14 protein-coding genes and 1 pseudogene are annotated in these 15,765 nt (G+C 62.3%); 5 read left to right on the top strand and 10 right to left on the bottom strand.

Annotation, left to right across the window (positions count from 1 at the left end):
- The 10 genes and pseudogenes from L630_RS0119090 to L630_RS0119040 form a co-directional block, all read right to left on the bottom strand.
- Nucleotides 1–246: transposase (locus L630_RS0119090; protein WP_024849801.1), on the bottom strand; the 246-nt coding region annotated here is incomplete at its 3' end.
- A 71-nt stretch (nucleotides 247–317) separates the two neighbouring features.
- Nucleotides 318–1,247, bottom strand: a pseudogene (istA, locus tag L630_RS0119085) (IS21 family transposase); the annotation flags it as partial.
- A 188-nt stretch (nucleotides 1,248–1,435) separates the two neighbouring features.
- Complete coding sequence (locus L630_RS0119080) at nucleotides 1,436–1,819, bottom strand: RidA family protein (protein ID WP_034330936.1); 384 nt, start codon at nucleotides 1,817–1,819, stop codon at nucleotides 1,436–1,438.
- Between the two features lie 79 nt (nucleotides 1,820–1,898).
- On the bottom strand, nucleotides 1,899–2,966 hold the full coding sequence (locus L630_RS0119075; RefSeq protein WP_024849798.1) for an ABC transporter ATP-binding protein: 1,068 nt from the start codon (nucleotides 2,964–2,966) through the stop codon (nucleotides 1,899–1,901).
- Between the two features lie 14 nt (nucleotides 2,967–2,980).
- On the bottom strand, nucleotides 2,981–3,793 hold the full coding sequence (locus L630_RS0119070) for an ABC transporter permease (protein ID WP_024849797.1): 813 nt from the start codon (nucleotides 3,791–3,793) through the stop codon (nucleotides 2,981–2,983).
- Nucleotide 3,794: 1 nt separating this feature from the next.
- Nucleotides 3,795–4,643, bottom strand: coding sequence for an ABC transporter permease (locus L630_RS0119065; protein ID WP_024849796.1), 849 nt, complete (start codon nucleotides 4,641–4,643; stop codon nucleotides 3,795–3,797).
- A gap of 121 nt (nucleotides 4,644–4,764) precedes the next feature.
- Nucleotides 4,765–5,823 (bottom strand): ABC transporter substrate-binding protein, encoded by a 1,059-nt coding sequence (locus tag L630_RS0119060; RefSeq protein ID WP_024849795.1) that lies wholly within the window; start codon nucleotides 5,821–5,823, stop codon nucleotides 4,765–4,767.
- A gap of 1 nt (nucleotide 5,824) precedes the next feature.
- Nucleotides 5,825–6,850 (bottom strand): membrane dipeptidase, encoded by a 1,026-nt coding sequence (locus tag L630_RS0119055; RefSeq protein WP_024849794.1) that lies wholly within the window; start codon nucleotides 6,848–6,850, stop codon nucleotides 5,825–5,827.
- A 657-nt stretch (nucleotides 6,851–7,507) separates the two neighbouring features.
- Nucleotides 7,508–9,220, bottom strand: a complete 1,713-nt coding sequence (locus tag L630_RS0119045; RefSeq protein ID WP_024849792.1) for a hypothetical protein — start codon at nucleotides 9,218–9,220, stop codon at nucleotides 7,508–7,510.
- 5 nt (nucleotides 9,221–9,225) lie between these two features.
- A complete protein-coding gene (locus tag L630_RS0119040; protein WP_024849791.1) occupies nucleotides 9,226–9,981 on the bottom strand; it encodes an IclR family transcriptional regulator in 756 nt (251 codons plus the stop codon).
- A 230-nt stretch (nucleotides 9,982–10,211) separates the two neighbouring features.
- Here L630_RS0119040 and L630_RS0119035 point away from each other — a divergent pair, with 230 nt between their 5' ends.
- The 5 genes from L630_RS0119035 to L630_RS0119015 all read left to right on the top strand — a co-directional run.
- Nucleotides 10,212–10,832: a cupin domain-containing protein gene (locus tag L630_RS0119035; RefSeq protein ID WP_051473376.1), complete on the top strand. Its 621-nt coding sequence runs from the start codon at nucleotides 10,212–10,214 to the stop codon at nucleotides 10,830–10,832.
- Between the two features lie 80 nt (nucleotides 10,833–10,912).
- A complete protein-coding gene (gene gabT, locus L630_RS0119030) occupies nucleotides 10,913–12,205 on the top strand; it encodes a 4-aminobutyrate--2-oxoglutarate transaminase (RefSeq protein ID WP_024849789.1) in 1,293 nt (430 codons plus the stop codon).
- Nucleotides 12,206–12,292: 87 nt separating this feature from the next.
- Entirely contained in the window at nucleotides 12,293–13,738 is a 1,446-nt protein-coding gene (locus L630_RS0119025) for an NAD-dependent succinate-semialdehyde dehydrogenase (RefSeq protein ID WP_024849788.1), read from the top strand.
- Nucleotides 13,739–13,774: 36 nt separating this feature from the next.
- Nucleotides 13,775–15,328: an acetolactate synthase large subunit gene (locus tag L630_RS0119020; protein ID WP_024849787.1), complete on the top strand. Its 1,554-nt coding sequence runs from the start codon at nucleotides 13,775–13,777 to the stop codon at nucleotides 15,326–15,328.
- Between the two features lie 191 nt (nucleotides 15,329–15,519).
- A partial coding sequence (locus tag L630_RS0119015; protein WP_024849786.1) for a transposase occupies nucleotides 15,520–15,765 on the top strand: 246 nt, incomplete at its 3' end.

Here is a 15,765-nt window from a genome sequence, read left to right as displayed (position 1 = left end):
CAGCTTCTCGAGTGTCAGGTCCGAGACCGCCTTGCGCAGCCGGTCATTCTCTTTCTCGAGCTCCTTCAGCCGCTTCACCTGGTCACCCTTCAGGCCACCGAACTCCTTGCGCCACCGGTAATACGTAAACTGCGTCACGCCGATCAAACGGACCGCTTCTCCGACAGAACGACCTTGCGACAACAGAACATCGACTTGGCGCAGCTTCGCCACGATCTCTTCGGNTTTGTGCTTCTTCTGGGGCATTCCAACGTCCTCCTACGGCTCAATAGCCTACTTCAGGGAGGACCACTTTTCAGGGGGCAGACCAAAGAGCCGCGGCCACTGTCCTGGTCACAGGCGTCGAAAGGCGCGACCGGGAGGGGGCGCATGGCAACCAGATCACGTTGCAACCGCTCGCCGATCGTCTCGCTCTCACCGCGCAGGACATCGTGCTGGCGCTTGCGGCATTGCTCCTCCAGCCAAAGGTTGAATGCCTCCCAGCTCGTGAACTCGGGAAGCGGCACCATGAAGTTGCGGCGGCAATAGCCCACCAAGCCCTCGACATTCCCCTTGTCATTGCCTTTGCCAGGACGGCCGTAGTGGTCCCGGATCAGGTAATGCGACAGGAAGCCGCTGAACAGGACGGCCCGCTTGCGGGTGCCATCGGGCAGGATCTTCGCCACCAGGCACCGGTCATTGACATAGACGATCGACTGCGGCACTGCCCCAAAGAAGGCAAAGGCGTGGATGTGGCCGTCCACCCAAGCCTCGGCCACAGCCGCCGGATAGGCGCGGACGTAACAGGCGTCGCTGTGCGGCAGATCCAAAACAAAGAAGTGGGCCTTCTGCTCGACACCGCCAATCTTGACCATCGCCTCGCCGAAGTCGGCCTGCGCATGGCCCGGGGGATGCGCCAGCGGCACGAACACTTCCTGGCCCCGCCGTTCTCGCTCCCGGATGTAATCCTTGATGATCGTGTAGCCGCCGGTGAACCCGCACTCGTCACGAAGCCGGTCGAACACCCGCTTCGCCGTGTGCCGCTGCTTCCGCGGCATGGAGCGATCCGCCTCAAGCCAGCCCTCGATGATCGGGATAAAGGGATCAAGCTTCGGCCGCCTGACTTCGGCCGTCCGCCGGTAGCCCGGCGGCACCGAGAACGTCATCATCTTCGCAACCGTATCACGGGAGATGTTGAAGGCCTTCGCCGCCTGACGCTGGCTCATGCCCCCCGCGCAGGCCTGGCGAACCCTGAGATATAGTTCCACGCTGAAAATCCTCGCGCCCTCCCTGCTGTCGCAGAAAGGGAAAGGGTGGACGACTTTTACGCCGCCCGCAGCAGCTCCATGCCGCCGCTTCCGTGGACTAGTTTCTCACCGCCGTTCTCAGTCAGGAGCGGACGCGGGCAGCGTCCGCCAGAGCGCTCGTTCCGTAGAATGCCGCGGAAACGCTGGATCTACGACACCGCAGAAACCATGATCATCTCGACCTTGAGGTCGGAACTGGCGAGGCGGCCCTCGAAACAGGCGCGGGAAGGAGGCTCGATATCCGCCACCCACTCGTCCCATACCGCGTTCATGGCTTGATAATCGGCCATATCGGCGAGGATGATCGCAACGAATGCAAGCCGATCCTTGCCGCTGCCGATTTGAGCAAGGCGTGCCTCTGCCTTGGCGAGCAATTGTCGAGTCTGCTCAGCCGTGCTTAGCTTTCCGTCATAAGGCGCCTCGGGTGTGACGGCAAAATAGCCGGTGCCGTTCAAAACCGTTGCGAGGCTCATGCGCTGGCCGACGCCGAAGCGTGTGATGAGATCCGCAGGCCCGGTAGCGTTTTCGTTCATGGGTTTCCTCTTGTCAGATGTTGGCCAGGCAAGCTCTCGCCTGCCTGCCGCTCGTCGTGTGATCCACGACTTCAAATGCCTAGCGAGGCACGACGAAGACGGCTTCAGGCTGCCAGCTTATGCAGCATTCCTCGCCTTCCTTGATGATGACCACGTCCGCGCCGAGCACTCGGACACGCATTTGAAGATCGCCGACCTTGCCGATGACGAGCGCGTTGTCTCCATAATTGACGATGGTCTCGACCTGCATGCGTACATTTTTGCGCCCCGCGATCGGGTTGCGCGAAAGACGGATATGCTCCGGGCGGATCAGCAGGGTCACCTCCCGTCCGTCGATTACGGCGGATTCAGTCGGCGCGTAATCGCAGATGCCGAGGGCCGTGCTCTCCGCCTGGTTGGCCGCGGCGCTGGCAATCCTTGCGGGGACGAGATTGCTTTCGCCGATGAAGCCCGCCACGAAGCGTGTCTGCGGCTTGTGATAAATCTCGAGCGGGGTCGCCGCCTGCTGGATCTCGCCCTTCTCGAAAACCACGATCCGGTCGGACATTGACATGGCTTCCGATTGATCATGGGTGACGAAGATGGTGGTCACGCCGAGCGCGCGCTGGATACGCTTGATCTCGATCTGCATCTGCTCGCGCAGGTTCTTGTCGAGGGCGCCGAGCGGCTCGTCGAGAAGGAGCAGCGAGGGTTCGAAAACGAGTGCGCGGGCCAACGCCACACGTTGCTGCTGTCCTCCCGAAAGCTCCTTGGGATAGCGCTTGCCGAAACCTCCGAGGCCGACCAGCGCCAACATCTCCTCTGCCTTCTTCAGGCCCTCGCCTCGGCGCACGCCACGCATCTGCAGCGGGAAATAGACGTTCTCCACCGCCGTCTTATGGGGAAACAGCGCGTAGTTCTGGAAGACGATGCCGATATTGCGCTCGTGCGGTGCCAGTCCTGAAAGGGACTTGCCTTCCACCAGAACGTCGCCGGCCGTTGCCTTCTCGAACCCGGCAATGATCATCAGCGTCGTGGTCTTGCCGGATCCGCTCGGACCAAGAAAGGTGACGAACTCGCCCTTCTCGATCGTGAGATCCACTTTCTTGAGGGCGGTGAAATCCCCGTAGGTCTTCGTAATTCCGTTGAGCTGAAGATATTGATGCATCTTGGATCCTGGCGTTACTGGCCGGCGGGTGACGCGGAGCGCGGGGCACTCTCCGCAAGGCGGCTGCGAAGGCCGCGCCAAGCGAAGGGCGCCACCAGGGCCACGAGCACGGCGAGGAAGAGAAGGGTGGAGATCACGGCGATCACCGGATCAGCCTCCTGCCGGATGCTGTCGAACATCTTGCGCGGCAGCGTCTCGGCGTTGCGGCCGGAGATGAAGATTGCCACCACCGTCTCGTCGAAGGACTGGATGAAGGCGAAGAGCGCACTGATCAGGAGGCCTGGCCGGAGGATGGGGAGCGTCACATGGATGAAGGTCTGCACCGGGCTGGCGCCGAGGCTCTGGGCTGCACGTTCCAGATTGCGGTCGAAGCCCTTCAGGTTGGCCGAGAGCACCAGAAAGGCGATCGGCACCGAAAGACAGGTATGCGCGAGCACGACGCCGAAATGGGTGTGCACCAGCCGCAGGTCGCCCAGGAAGGAATAGTATCCCACGGCCATGACGATATGCGGCACGGCCAGCGGCATCAGCATCATAAGATCGGCAAAGCTCTTTCCGGCGAAACGATGGCGCACCAGGGCAAAGGTGGCGGGCACCACGAGCGCCATCGTGAGCACGGTCGTGGCGGTGGCGATCAGGATGCTGTTCCAGGTCGGCAGCAGCCAGTTCATGTCGGAGAAATAAGCCCGGTAATAGCCGAGCCAGTAGCCTGGCGGCGGGAACTGGAGCGAGCGGGCATCGGAGAAGGACATCGGCACGACGATGACAAGCGGCGCGGCGATGAAGACGATGACGAGAATGCCGATCAGGCGCATGAAGCGGTCCATGTCAGCCCCACAATTTGTCGAGGCCGAAACGGCGGTGATAGATCGCGAGAATCGCAAGAGTAATCGCCAGCAGAACTATCGCCATGGCGGAACCCATGCCGAATGCCAGAAATTCCTCGATCTGATGCCCGATGAGGCCGGCAATCATCTGCTCGCGCGGACTGCCGAGCAGCACCGGTGTAACATAGAAGCCGAGGCAGATGACGAAGACGAGCACGCAGCCATTGGCTATACCGGGGGCCGTCAGCGGAAGATAGACATGACGGAAGAGGGAGAAGCCGCGCGCGCCGAGACTTTCGGCCGAGCGGATAAGAACCGGGTCGATCTTCCGCATCACGGAATAGATGTTCATGATCATGTAGGGTGCCAGGATGTGCACCATGGCAAGCGTGGAGGAGAAACGCGTAAAGAGAAGCTGCGGCGGCGTTTCAAAGCCGACGGCTCTTAGGAAAGCGATGATCGGCCCGTTATTACCAAGGAGCACCATCCACGCGTAGGTCCGCACAAGAAAACTGGTCCAGAAGCTCATGGTGACGAGCAGCAGGATGAGCATCGCCGTGCGCGGCTTGGAGGCGTTCATCAGATAGGCGAGCGGGTAGCCAACGCAGAGACAGGCGAACGTCACCAGGCCGGCTGTCATGAAGGTGTTGAGAAAGACCTTCTGATACAGCGCTCCGGTGAGGACCTTCTGGTAGTTGGCGATGGAGAGACGCGGCTCCGTAAAGCTCATGATCGCAACGTCGATGAGCGGCACCAGAAAGAAGATCGCCAGATAGATGGCAAGCGGTGCAAGCAGCAGCCATGGCCAGAGATTTGGCTTTTCAGAAAGTCTGGAAATCGTGGCTCCCATGCCGCTCCCCTTTTTGTTGCTCGGGTGAAAAGACACCCGTTCTTTCGGGCGTGACGGAGCGGGCTCAAGAAGGGCCGGCCAGGAGCGGCATCACCCTTCCCGAGGTCCCGCAATCATCGCATCAGCTTGCGATCCATTCCTCGAAGCGCTGCGCCACTTCCTCGATATCCGCGCCGAAATTCTCGATATCCTGCTCGAAGGTGAGCGGATAATTCTCCGGCGAGGTGGGCATACGCTTGGCGTCTTCGGCGGAGATGAACTCGTTCGCCGCCGGGTTCAGCGGGCCGTAGTCCGCCTGCGTCACGAAGCCTGCCAGCGGCTTGGCGCTGGTAGCGAATTCGATGAACTTCTTCGCGTTTTCCGCGTTCGGCGTGTCCCTGGCCACCACCCAATAGGCGCGGTCGATCTGGCCCTGGTTCCAGGTCATGCCGACTGGCGCGCCAGCATCCAGCGCTTCGAAGTAGCGGCCGTGCCAGATGCCGATCAGGTCGACCTCGCCGTCGCGCAGGATCTGCGTCGACTGGGCTCCGGCGGTCCACCAGACGAGGATGTGATCCTTGATCTTGTCGAGCGAAGCGAAGGCCCGGTCGATATCGAGCGGGTAAAGGTCTTCCACGGCAACGCCGTCGGCCAGGAGCGCGAGCGGCAGGACGCGGGCGGGATAGCGCTGGAGGCAGCGCGAGCCAGGGAAGCGCTCCACGTCCCAAAACTCGGCCCAGTTCTGCGGACCGCCATTCGGGAACTTGTCGGTACGGTAGGCAATGACGGTCGCAAAGGCATGCGAGGCCACGCCGTTGTGGAACAGGCCGCCCTCATACGGCGCCTCGGCGATGTCTTCGATGATACCGGCCTGGTCGGCCCGGATCAGCTCGCCGCCGCCGAGCGTGGTGATGTCGAATTCATAGGTGCCGGTCTGCACCTGTTGAGCAAGCTTGGCGAAGGAAACGGGCGAAACCGTGCGGATCTGAATGCCCGTCTCTGCGGTGAAGGGATCGAACAGATGAGCCTTCGCCGCTTCCTCCCAGGGGCCGCCCCAGGTATTGATGTAAAGCACGTTTTCCTGCGCACGCGCGATATAGGGCATAGCGAGCGTCGTCGTCAGCGCGGCGCCGGAACCCTTGAGAAACGTCCGACGGTTCGGCGCGAGCAGGGTCGAGAACCCTTTGCCGGTTGCGGTCATATCAATTCTCCTCTCTCGTGTTCCTGAAGGTCGCCTCGTAGAGGCGCAGCCAATTCCCGTGGGTTATTTTTGCGACCTCTTCTTCCGAGAAGCCCACGGTGCGGAGGCCGTTTGGGATCACCTGCATATCTTCGACGGTCTGGAACCAATCCGGCGGGGGCGCCTTGCCGGGTCGGGCCGCAGAACCCGCGCCATAGTCCACGCCGCGCGTCCAGCGGCCCTGGCGCATCCAGGCGTAATCGGGGGCGGTGAAGTTGTGGCTGCGGTCGGTACCGATGGCGACGGAATCGATGCCGGCGATCTCCACAGTGCGCGCGACCATGCCGCACCAGGCCTCGATCGACTTGCAGTATTCATCGCCGGTGATGTTCCGGTAGGCGGCGCAACCGATGACACCGCCGGTTTCCTTAAGGGCTCTCAGCACGTCGTCGGACTTGTTGCGCTTGTGGTCAAACAGGGAGCGCGCATTGGCGTGTGTGACGGCGATGGGCTTTTCGGAGACCTCGATCGCATCGAGGGTTGTGCGATCGCCGACATGGCTGCAATCCACCAGGATGCCCGCCCTGTTCATCTCGCGCACCACTTCCTTGCCGAATCGGGCAAGGCCGGAATCCTCGGCCTCGTAGCAGCTTCCCCCGAGCTCGTTCTGGTTGTTGTAGGTCAGCTGGACGACGCGAACGCCCAGCTCCGCGAAAAGCTCCACAAAGCGGATGCGGCCTTCGAAAAGATTGGCGTTCTGGAAACCGAGGATGACGGCTACCTTGCCTGCGGCACCTATACGCTGCACGGCGGCGGCGGTGGTGGCAATCTCCGCCACATCTGCATTCTCCCGAACGAGATCACGCCATTTACCGAGGGAATCCAGCGATTCCACCGCGCCTTCCCAGAAGCCGCAGGTGACCACCACGCCACCCACGCCCGCTGTCTTGAGCGAGGTGAAGGCCTGCCGGTCGAAGTGGCCGCATTGCAGCCTCGTAGCCGCCGATCTTGGGCGAGGTGAGGAAACTGATGTCTGTCTCGTCGTCATTGTCCTTGCGGCCAATGACGGTGCCGTCGTCGTTGACGATCAGGGGTCCCGCATGGCGGCGCGAGACGACGCTGTCAGGCGTGAGTGCCTTCTGCGCCAGGTGGTAGATGCGCCACCAAAGCCCTGCCTCGATCTGCGTACCTTGCTGGAGCAATTCCCACAGCAGCGGCTCGTCATGGCCAAGATCGCCGCCAAGCGGTGCTGCTGAAGCGGACAGGAGAGGTTCGTCGCCGCCGGTGAATATGACGGCGATACCGCTGCGGGCAGCCAGGGGCGCAGCAAGCTGAAGCTCGGCGGGGTCGATCGCATTCACGACCGACAGGCGCGCTGCGCCGAAATGATGCACGAGCTCACCCAAAAGATCGATGACGCCAGGGATGACAAACCAGGCATGCTGGCCGCCGGCATCAAGCCGCAACGCCGCCCCATCCTGCGACAGGATCGAAATCCGCGCCGGATCTGCGTTTTTCAGCTGCTCGAAACGCTCCTCCAGGAGTGCAAAGCCCCCCAAGCCAAGCTTTTGCGAGTACATCACCACGTCTTGCGCAGCGAGAAAGAAGCCTTTGGGAAGACCGGTGAGGGAAAAGATGCGCTCGGTCATCATCCGCATCTCGCGCGGCATTATGCGCAGCATCTCTGTGGTCTGCGAATTCTGCATCAGTGAGGCTCCGCCGGATAGGCCCAGAACTCCGCACGGCCGGCACGAATTTCGGCCGGCGTCGGTGCGCCGTGATAAAGCACGCCGCGCAAATTGCGGCGCAGGAAGTCGCGCGTCTTATCGATGCCATGGATGCCGACATTCATCAGCCGCACGAGATCGATCGGGATGAAATCCTCCGCGTTAATGTTCGCCATCGGTGTGTGGTAGGGCAGATCCCGCAGCGTCTGTATGCGCGCCACGAGATGACGGTGGCCGGGGTGCTTCATGAGGAAGCGCGCCACCGAAAGGTCCGGAGCCTCCCGGCTCAGATCGGCCATGAGCGACTGCACGCCGCCGCAGATATCGAGGCCGAGATCGAGAGCCTCCGGCACCTCCTCGCGAGCGCCACGGCGCGGCTCTTCGGCCGTTTCGGACTTGTACCAGACATATTTGTAGGCATCGGGCGTCGACATATCGATGCCCAGCGCCCACTGATACTGCTGCCGGATCAGATCGCTGAGGCTTTCTACCGTCTCGGCAGGAGACACATTCACCTCATCCTGACCGCCGATCGAAGGCAGCAGCGCATCTGCTTCCTCCGGCACGAGCTCGATAAGCAGAGACAGATATGTCTCGAAGGATTCGGGCTTGAGTTCCGCCTCGAAGCGCTGCGCGAGCACGTCCAGCGGATAGGTCCGGTGCGCACCGCCGACCATGCCGGTTTCACGCAGCTCCTTGAGGGCTACTGTCACCTTCTCCAGATCCTCGGCCACTTCGGCACTGGAGGCGAAGGCTTCGTACATCATCCGGTCCTCGCGGCGGAATGTGATCGCGCGGCGGACCAGCCCCAGGAGCTCATCGATCCGCTTGTCGCCCTTTGCCAGCCTGAGCCCACGCGCGATCGCGATCGCCTGCTCGCGCGCTGCGACGAAGCTGCTGATCAGTTGCGGGTGCTTGTGTATGAAGAAGATGAGGCCGAGGGCAGAGCCGTTGCCAACACCGAGATAGCGCCGGATCGCCGGATCGAGCCCAACGGCCTTTGGCGATGCAAGCCGGGCGAGATGCTCCACCAGGTCGCAGGAATATTCCCGCATCAGATAGGCGGTGAGGAGCTGCGCTTCGAGCGGGCGCCCAAGCGCGTGATCGCGACCGAGCGACGGAAAGGGGCGCGTGCCGAACGTGCCGTTGCCGTCGAGCCCGGTATTACGCATCAGATAGCAGACCTGCGACAGGTCATCGATCGAGGGCTGCCTGCCTTCGGCAAGCGCGGCGAGCGTTTGGTCGAAGACCCGCATGGAACGGTTAGAGCGGCACCACACCAGGGCGTTTGGCGTTGCACGGCCGCGATAGAGCTTCGGCAATTCTTCGCGAGCCGATCGGATGTCGGCCTCGGTTGCAGGACCCTCGTTCAGCGTGCCCATCATGTCCCAGGCCTTGCCGATGATCCGGCCGGTGCGGGCCTTGCGGCTCGGAGGCCGGGAGAAGGCGATGAAACTGAATTCCTGCCGTGGCGCCTTGATGGAATAGACGGCCGTGCCGGTGGAGGTCTCATCCACGTCGAAGCGCTCGACGGAGATTTCCCAGCGCTCGCGAATGAGCTTGTTCATGAGCGCCCGGGTGATGCTCACCCGGCTGGGCTGGAAGGCGGCGAGCTTTTCCGGCCGCATCAGCTCCTGGCCGGATCTCGGACGCGGGGCTTCTTCCATCAATGTCTCACGCACTACGGACATGCGGGTTATCGCGCTCCTTGCTGCATTTTCGTGATCTTCTCCGCTGCCCGCAAAAGCGGCTCGCGGATTGCTTCCAGTTTGAAGCGGGTTTCCGGCATCACCAGCGACAGTGTCGCCGTGCATCTGCCATGTATGTCGAAAACGGGGGCAGCGATGCCGCGCACACCTGTGTGAGTGTACCCGCTCGAAAGCGCGTAGCCGTCGGCGCGCGCCGCAGCCAGCACCTCTTCGGAGGCGAGCGGCCCTCCGCTTTCCTGCAGCCGCCGCAAGGTGCCCTCGTCGGCAAAGGCGGTGAGGATGCGGCCCGATGCCGATCCTTCGAGAGACATGGTCGTGCCGACCTTCTGCTCGGCGCGCAGCAGGCTGTCCGATTCCACGCGGGAGACGATGCAGGGAACGCCCCGGTCAAGCACCGCAAGCGATGCCGTTTCCTTTACTTCATGCACGAGCGCTTCGAGGATCGGCTGTACGCGCGAGCCGAGATCCGCCTGCTCGAGAGCCGCGGCAGCCAACCGGCAAACATGCATGGAGAGGCGATAGCGCCCCTCCTCGTCCTGCTCGATCCAGCCCGCTTCCACGAGCGTCAGGAGACGCTGATAGGCTGTGGGTCGCGAGAGGCCCATCGCCCGCGCGATCTCCGGAAGCCGCATGCCGCGAGCGCTGCCGGCAAACACGTCCAGCACGGCCAACGTCTTCAACGCCGTCGAGAGCGGCCGGACGCCACCTTCTGACTGTATTCTATCTGAATATACCGTATCCATTTCAGATATATGATTCCCGATTTTCTGCGCGAGTCAATGGCGGGTGCTCAAAATTTTCTACAGCCCTGGCAAAGGGTCCCACATCCGGAGGAATATCGGGGAAGATTGGCCGGCGAAGACGGTGGATAGCTGTCTTCGAAAGGAGTTCGGAAACTGCCGGGAGGCTGTACCAGGCGCGGGAACATGCTATCTCTCCGTCCTGTGGCCAAAAAAATATCCAGTGATCGAGCATGTCCAAAGCAGAGCAACAAGCGGAGCCGGATGAGCTGGAGGCACATTTCGACATCGGCGCCCGCATGAGAGCGATGCGCGCGGCAGCCGGGCTGTCCCAGCGGCAGCTTGCGATGCGTGCCGGCGTTCCACACGCACAGATCTCAAATGTGGAAAAGAACAAGATCAGCCCGTCCATCGCCACGTTGCGCAAGATCCTGAGCGGGCTTGGCGTCAGTATGGCGGATTTCTTCGAGCCCGAGCGCCAGTTCCCGACCGGGCCGTTCTTCGGGGTGGAAGAGCTGGTCGACCTGACGTCGAAGGTCGCCATGAGCGCCATCGGCGAGGGCGGCGGGCGCATGGTGTTTCGCCAGATCGGCAATGCGCGGGAATATAACCTGCAGATTCTGCATGAAGTGTATGAACCGGGTGCCGACACCGGCGCCTCCTTCCTGCAGCATTCCTCCAGCGAAGGAGGCTACGTGGTCGAAGGCGAGCTGGAGTTGACGGTGGGAGAGGAAGTGCGGATCCTGAAAGCGGGAGAGGCATATCTTTTCGACAGCCGGATTCCGCATCGGTTCCGCAACATCTCGTCCGCCCGGACCGTCGTCATCTCGGCCTGCACACCGCCCTACCTGTAGTGGCCAATATCTCGACCATCTATTGCTCAAAATAATGAGCAGTGATAAAGCCGAGACCTGTTCAGATCAGGGGTGAGCAAATGCTTTCAACAGAATTGCGGGCACGCCAGAAGGCGGCCGTGGCGGCGGGGATAGGCACGCGGGGAATCTATGCCGAGCGTGCCGAGAATGCCGAGCTTTGGGATGTGAACGGCAAGCGCTATATCGACTTCGCGGCCGGCATCGCCGTCAACAATACAGGCCATCGTCACCCGAAGGTGATGGAAGCCGTACGACAGCAGGCCGAGCAGTTCACCCATACCTGTTTCCACGTCGCGCCCTATGAAAGCTATGTTCGCTTGGCCGAGCGGCTCAACGCGATCGTTCCGACAGGCGCGGAAAACCGCACGATGCTGGTGACGACCGGCGCGGAGGCGGTGGAGAATTCGGTGAAGATCGCGCGCGCCTACACGCAGAGGCCGGGCATCATTGCCTTTTCCGGCGCCTTCCATGGACGCACGATGCTCGGCATGGCGCTGACAGGCAAAGTAAACCCATACAAAAAGAATTTCGGGCCGTTCCCGTCTGAAATCTTCCATGCCCCCTTCCCGAACCCCTTCCTCGGCATCTCTGTCGATGACGCCATAGCCGGGCTTGAGAGCCTGTTTGCATCCGATATCGACCCGCAGAGGATCGCCGCCTTCATCGTCGAGCCGGTACAGGGCGAAGGTGGCTTCAACGTCGCGCCGGCCGAGTTCCTCATACGCCTCAGGGAGATTGCGGACCAGCACGGCATCCTTCTGATCTGCGACGAGATCCAGTCTGGCATGGCGCGTACGGGAAAGATGTTCGGCATCGAGCACTCCGGCGTTCGCCCGGATCTCGTCACGATGGCCAAGGGCATCGCGGGCGGGTTCCCGCTTTCGGCCGTGACCGGCCGCGCCGAGGTGATGAATGCGGCGCACACGGGCGGCCTCGGCGGCACTTACGCCGGCAATCCGCTCGCAACGGCGGCCGCCAACGCCGTTCTGGATGTCATCGAGGAGGAGAATCTCTGCGCCCGTGCGGCCATGATCGGCGAGCGCGTCACATCGCGCCTTCGTGCGATTGCCCAACGCCAGGGAATGGAGCGTCTGGGCGATGTGCGCGGGCTTGGCGCGATGATCGCCTTTGAACTCGTCACGGATCGTGCATCCAAGAACGCGGCTCCGCAGCTCACGAACCGGATCGTGGCGGAAGCGGAGGAGCGCGGGCTGATCTTGCTTGCCTGCGGCACGCGGGCGAATGTAGTACGGCTGTTGCCGCCGCTCACCATCGAAGAGCAGACATTGGGTGAGGCACTCGATATCTTGGAAGCTTCGATCGAGGCGGCTTTCTCCGCCGTCGAGGTCTGAGCCCGGCAGGCATGAAACAGCAGCGCGTCGCGCGGTTCCTTGCCGGCACCCCCGACCAGCCTGAGCATCCGAAGGAAGAGGTAGATCATGGCGCAGAGCAACTATCCCGATACGAAGCTCTTCATCGATGGCGAATGGCGCAGCGGCGCGGAAGGCAAGTCCATCCCGGTAACGGATCCGGCCACCGGTGAAGTTATCGGCCACGTAGCGCATGCTACCAAACCCGATCTCGACGCCGCGCTTGCCGCAGTGGATCGCGGCTTCCGGATTTGGAGCGAAGTCTCGGCCTTCGAACGGTCTAAGCTTATGCGAAAGGCCGCCTCCCTCCTGCGCGAGCGAGTGGACGGTATTGCCGGGATTATGACACGCGAGCAGGGCAAGCCGCTTGCCGAAGCCAAGGTGGAGGTTATGGCCGCCGCCGACGTGATCGACTGGTTCGCCGAGGAAGCCCGGCGCACCTACGGCCAGATCATTCCTGCCCGGGCGCCCGGCGTCATGCAGATGACCGTGAAGCTGCCGGTCGGGCCGGTCGCAGCCTTCACGCCGTGGAATTTTCCGATCAACCAGATCGTGCGCAAGCTCTCGGCGGCTCTTGCCGCCGGCTGCTCGATCATCGTCAAGGCGCCCGAGGAAACGCCCGCCTCGCCGGCTGAACTCATCCGCGTCTTCGCCGACGCGGGCGTGCCTGCCGGCGTGGTCAATCTCGTCTACGGCGTCCCCGCAGAGATTTCCGAATACCTCATCCCGCACCCCGTCATCCGCAAAATCTCGTTTACGGGCTCGACGCCGGTCGGCAAGCATCTGGCCGCACTTGCCGGCGCGCATATGAAGCGGGCGACCATGGAACTCGGCGGCCATGCGCCGGCGATCATCTTCGAGGACGCCAATCTCGACAAGGCCGTCAAGGTGCTCGCCGCGTCGAAGTTCCGTAATGCCGGCCAGGTCTGTGTTTCCCCCACCCGCTTTTTAGTGCAGGAGGGCGTCTATGAACGGGTGGTGAGCGACTTTACCGCTGCTGCCAAGGCCATCAAGGTCGGCAACGGCCTGGAGGAAGGCACGCAAATGGGCCCGCTCGCCAATGAGCGGCGCATTCCGGCCCTGGAATCGCTCATTCAGGATGCCCTGGACCATGGCGCCGAACTCAAGACCGGCGGGCGGCGCATCGGCAACAAGGGCAACTTCTTCGAGCCGACGGTGCTCTCGAACGTGCCGAAGGACGCACGGATCATGAATGAGGAGCCGTTCGGCCCGGTCGCCGTCTTCAACCCCTTCTCAACGCTCGATGAAGTTGTGGAGGAGTCGAACCGTCTGCCCTTCGGTCTCGCATCCTACGCTTTTACCGGTTCCGCGGAGACGGCGCAGCAGCTGGGCCTCAGAATCGAGGCGGGCATGACGACGATCAATCACAATGGGCTCGCCCTTCCCGAAGTGCCCTTCGGCGGCATCAAGGATTCGGGCCATGGCACCGAGGGCGGGTCTGAGGCGATCGAAGCCTATCTCGTCACCAAGTTCGTTTCGCAGTCCGCCGCCTGAGGCGCCTGACCGAAGCCATCAAATCAGGGGAAATAGATGAACGGGGCTGACCGCCTGTGCGACGTGCTGCTCGCAAACGATGTCAATGTTTGCTTCGCCAATCCCGGCACGTCAGAGATGCATTTCGTGGCGGCGCTGGATCGAAAACCCGAAATGCGCTGCGTGCTCGGCCTTTTCGAAGGCGTCGTGACGGCGGCTGCAGACGGCTATGCGCGCATGGCGGACAAGCCCGCTGCCACCCTGCTTCACCTCGGGCCGGGACTGGCCAATGGGCTCGCCAATCTCCACAACGCCCGGCGTGCCCGCACGCCCATGGTGAACGTGGTGGGCGATCATGCGACCTATCATCTTGGTTATGATGCTCCGCTGACGAGCGATATCGAAAGCCTCGCGCGGCCGATGTCGCATTGGGTCGGTCGCGCGACGAGCGCTGCCAATATCCGCGCGAAGGCGGAAGAAGCCTATATCGCCGCTGCCACGAAACCTGGCATATCAACCCTGATCTTGCCTGCTGACGCCGCATGGGGGGAGGTCGAGGAAGAGCCCTTGCAGCGGGTTACATTGCCGAGCCGCCCAGAGGTCGCGCCTGAGGCATTGCGTGCTGCGGTGGCCGCCTTGCGTAGCGGCCGCAAAACCGCAATCTTCCTTGGCGGGCGTGCCACCCGCGCCGATACGCTGGAAATCGCCGGCAAGATTGCCGCCCGGACGGGAGCTGCCCTTTTCACCGAGCGTGCCCCCAGATGGCAGCGAGGCGCCGGACGCGTTTTCCCCAAGCCGGTGCCCTACAATATCGAACTTGCGGTTGCGGCACTAAAGGAATTCGAGACCGCCATCCTGATCGGTGGCCGGGCGCCCGTAAGCTTCTTCGCCTATCCGGGCAAGCCGGGCCGATTGCTGCCCGAGGGCTGCGAAGTGATCGAGCTTGCCGGCATAGAGCACGATCTTCATCACGTCTTGGACATGCTGGCGGACGAGTTGGGAACTCGGCACCTCGGGGCCGCGCAGACGGGCGCCTTCACGGCACGCGAGCTCGCAGCGCCGACAGGCGAGCTGACGCCGGCGGCGATTTCCGTCGCTGTGGCCCGCGCCCTTCCTGAAGGCGCTATTATCGTCGATGAATCCATCACTTCCGCCGGCAGGTTCCTGGAACTTGCGCCCCATATGGCACCACACGACCATCTCCCGCTCACCGGCGGCTCGATCGGCATCGGCATACCCTTGGCTGCCGGTGCGGCGGTGGCCTGTCCCGATCGCAAGGTCATGGCGCTGCAGGCCGATGGAAGCGGCATGTACACCGTCCAGGGTCTCTGGACGCAGGCCCGCGAAAACCTCGACGTCCTCACGATCGTGTTTTCCAACCGCGGCTATTCGATTCTCAAGGGCGAGATGCGCAATGTGGGCGTCAACGATTTCGGCCACAACGCCCGGCGCATGCTCGAGATCGAGGATCCCACGCTCGATTGGTGCTCTCTCGCCAAGGGCATGGGTGTGGAAGCCGCCCGTGCAGAGACCGCCGAGGAATTCACAAAGCTTCTCGACGCCGGTCTTTCCCGGCGAGGTCCATATCTCATCGAGGCCTGCCTGGCCTGAGGCTGTACCGACGCGCGTCCCCGTGCCGGCATTGCCAGAGCTGCTGGGTTGCGGGCATTACGTTTTCCGCATCCTACAGAAGGTGCACGATCAATAGGTCGTGGCTGGGCGCAACGTCGCGGCTCTTTGGTCTGCCCCCTGAAAAGTGGTCCTCCCTGAAGTAGGCTATTGAGCCGTAGGAGGACGTTGGAATGCCCCAGAAGAAGCACAAAGCCGAAGAGATCGTGGCGAAGCTGCGCCAAGTCGATGTTCTGTTGTCGCAAGGTCGTTCTGTCGGAGAAGCGGTCCGTTTGATCGGCGTGACGCAGTTTACGTATTACCGGTGGCGCAAGGAGTTCGGTGGCCTGAAGGGTGACCAGGTAAAGCGCCTAAAAGAGCTTGAGAAAGAGAATGACCGGCTGCGCAAGGCGGTGTCGGACCTGACACTCGAGAAGCTG

Origin of the sequence: Aminobacter sp. J41, from assembly GCF_000526635.1 — a bacterium.
Taxonomy (GTDB): Bacteria; Pseudomonadota; Alphaproteobacteria; order Rhizobiales; family Rhizobiaceae; genus Aerobium.
This window is presented reverse-complemented; position numbering and strand designations above follow the sequence as displayed.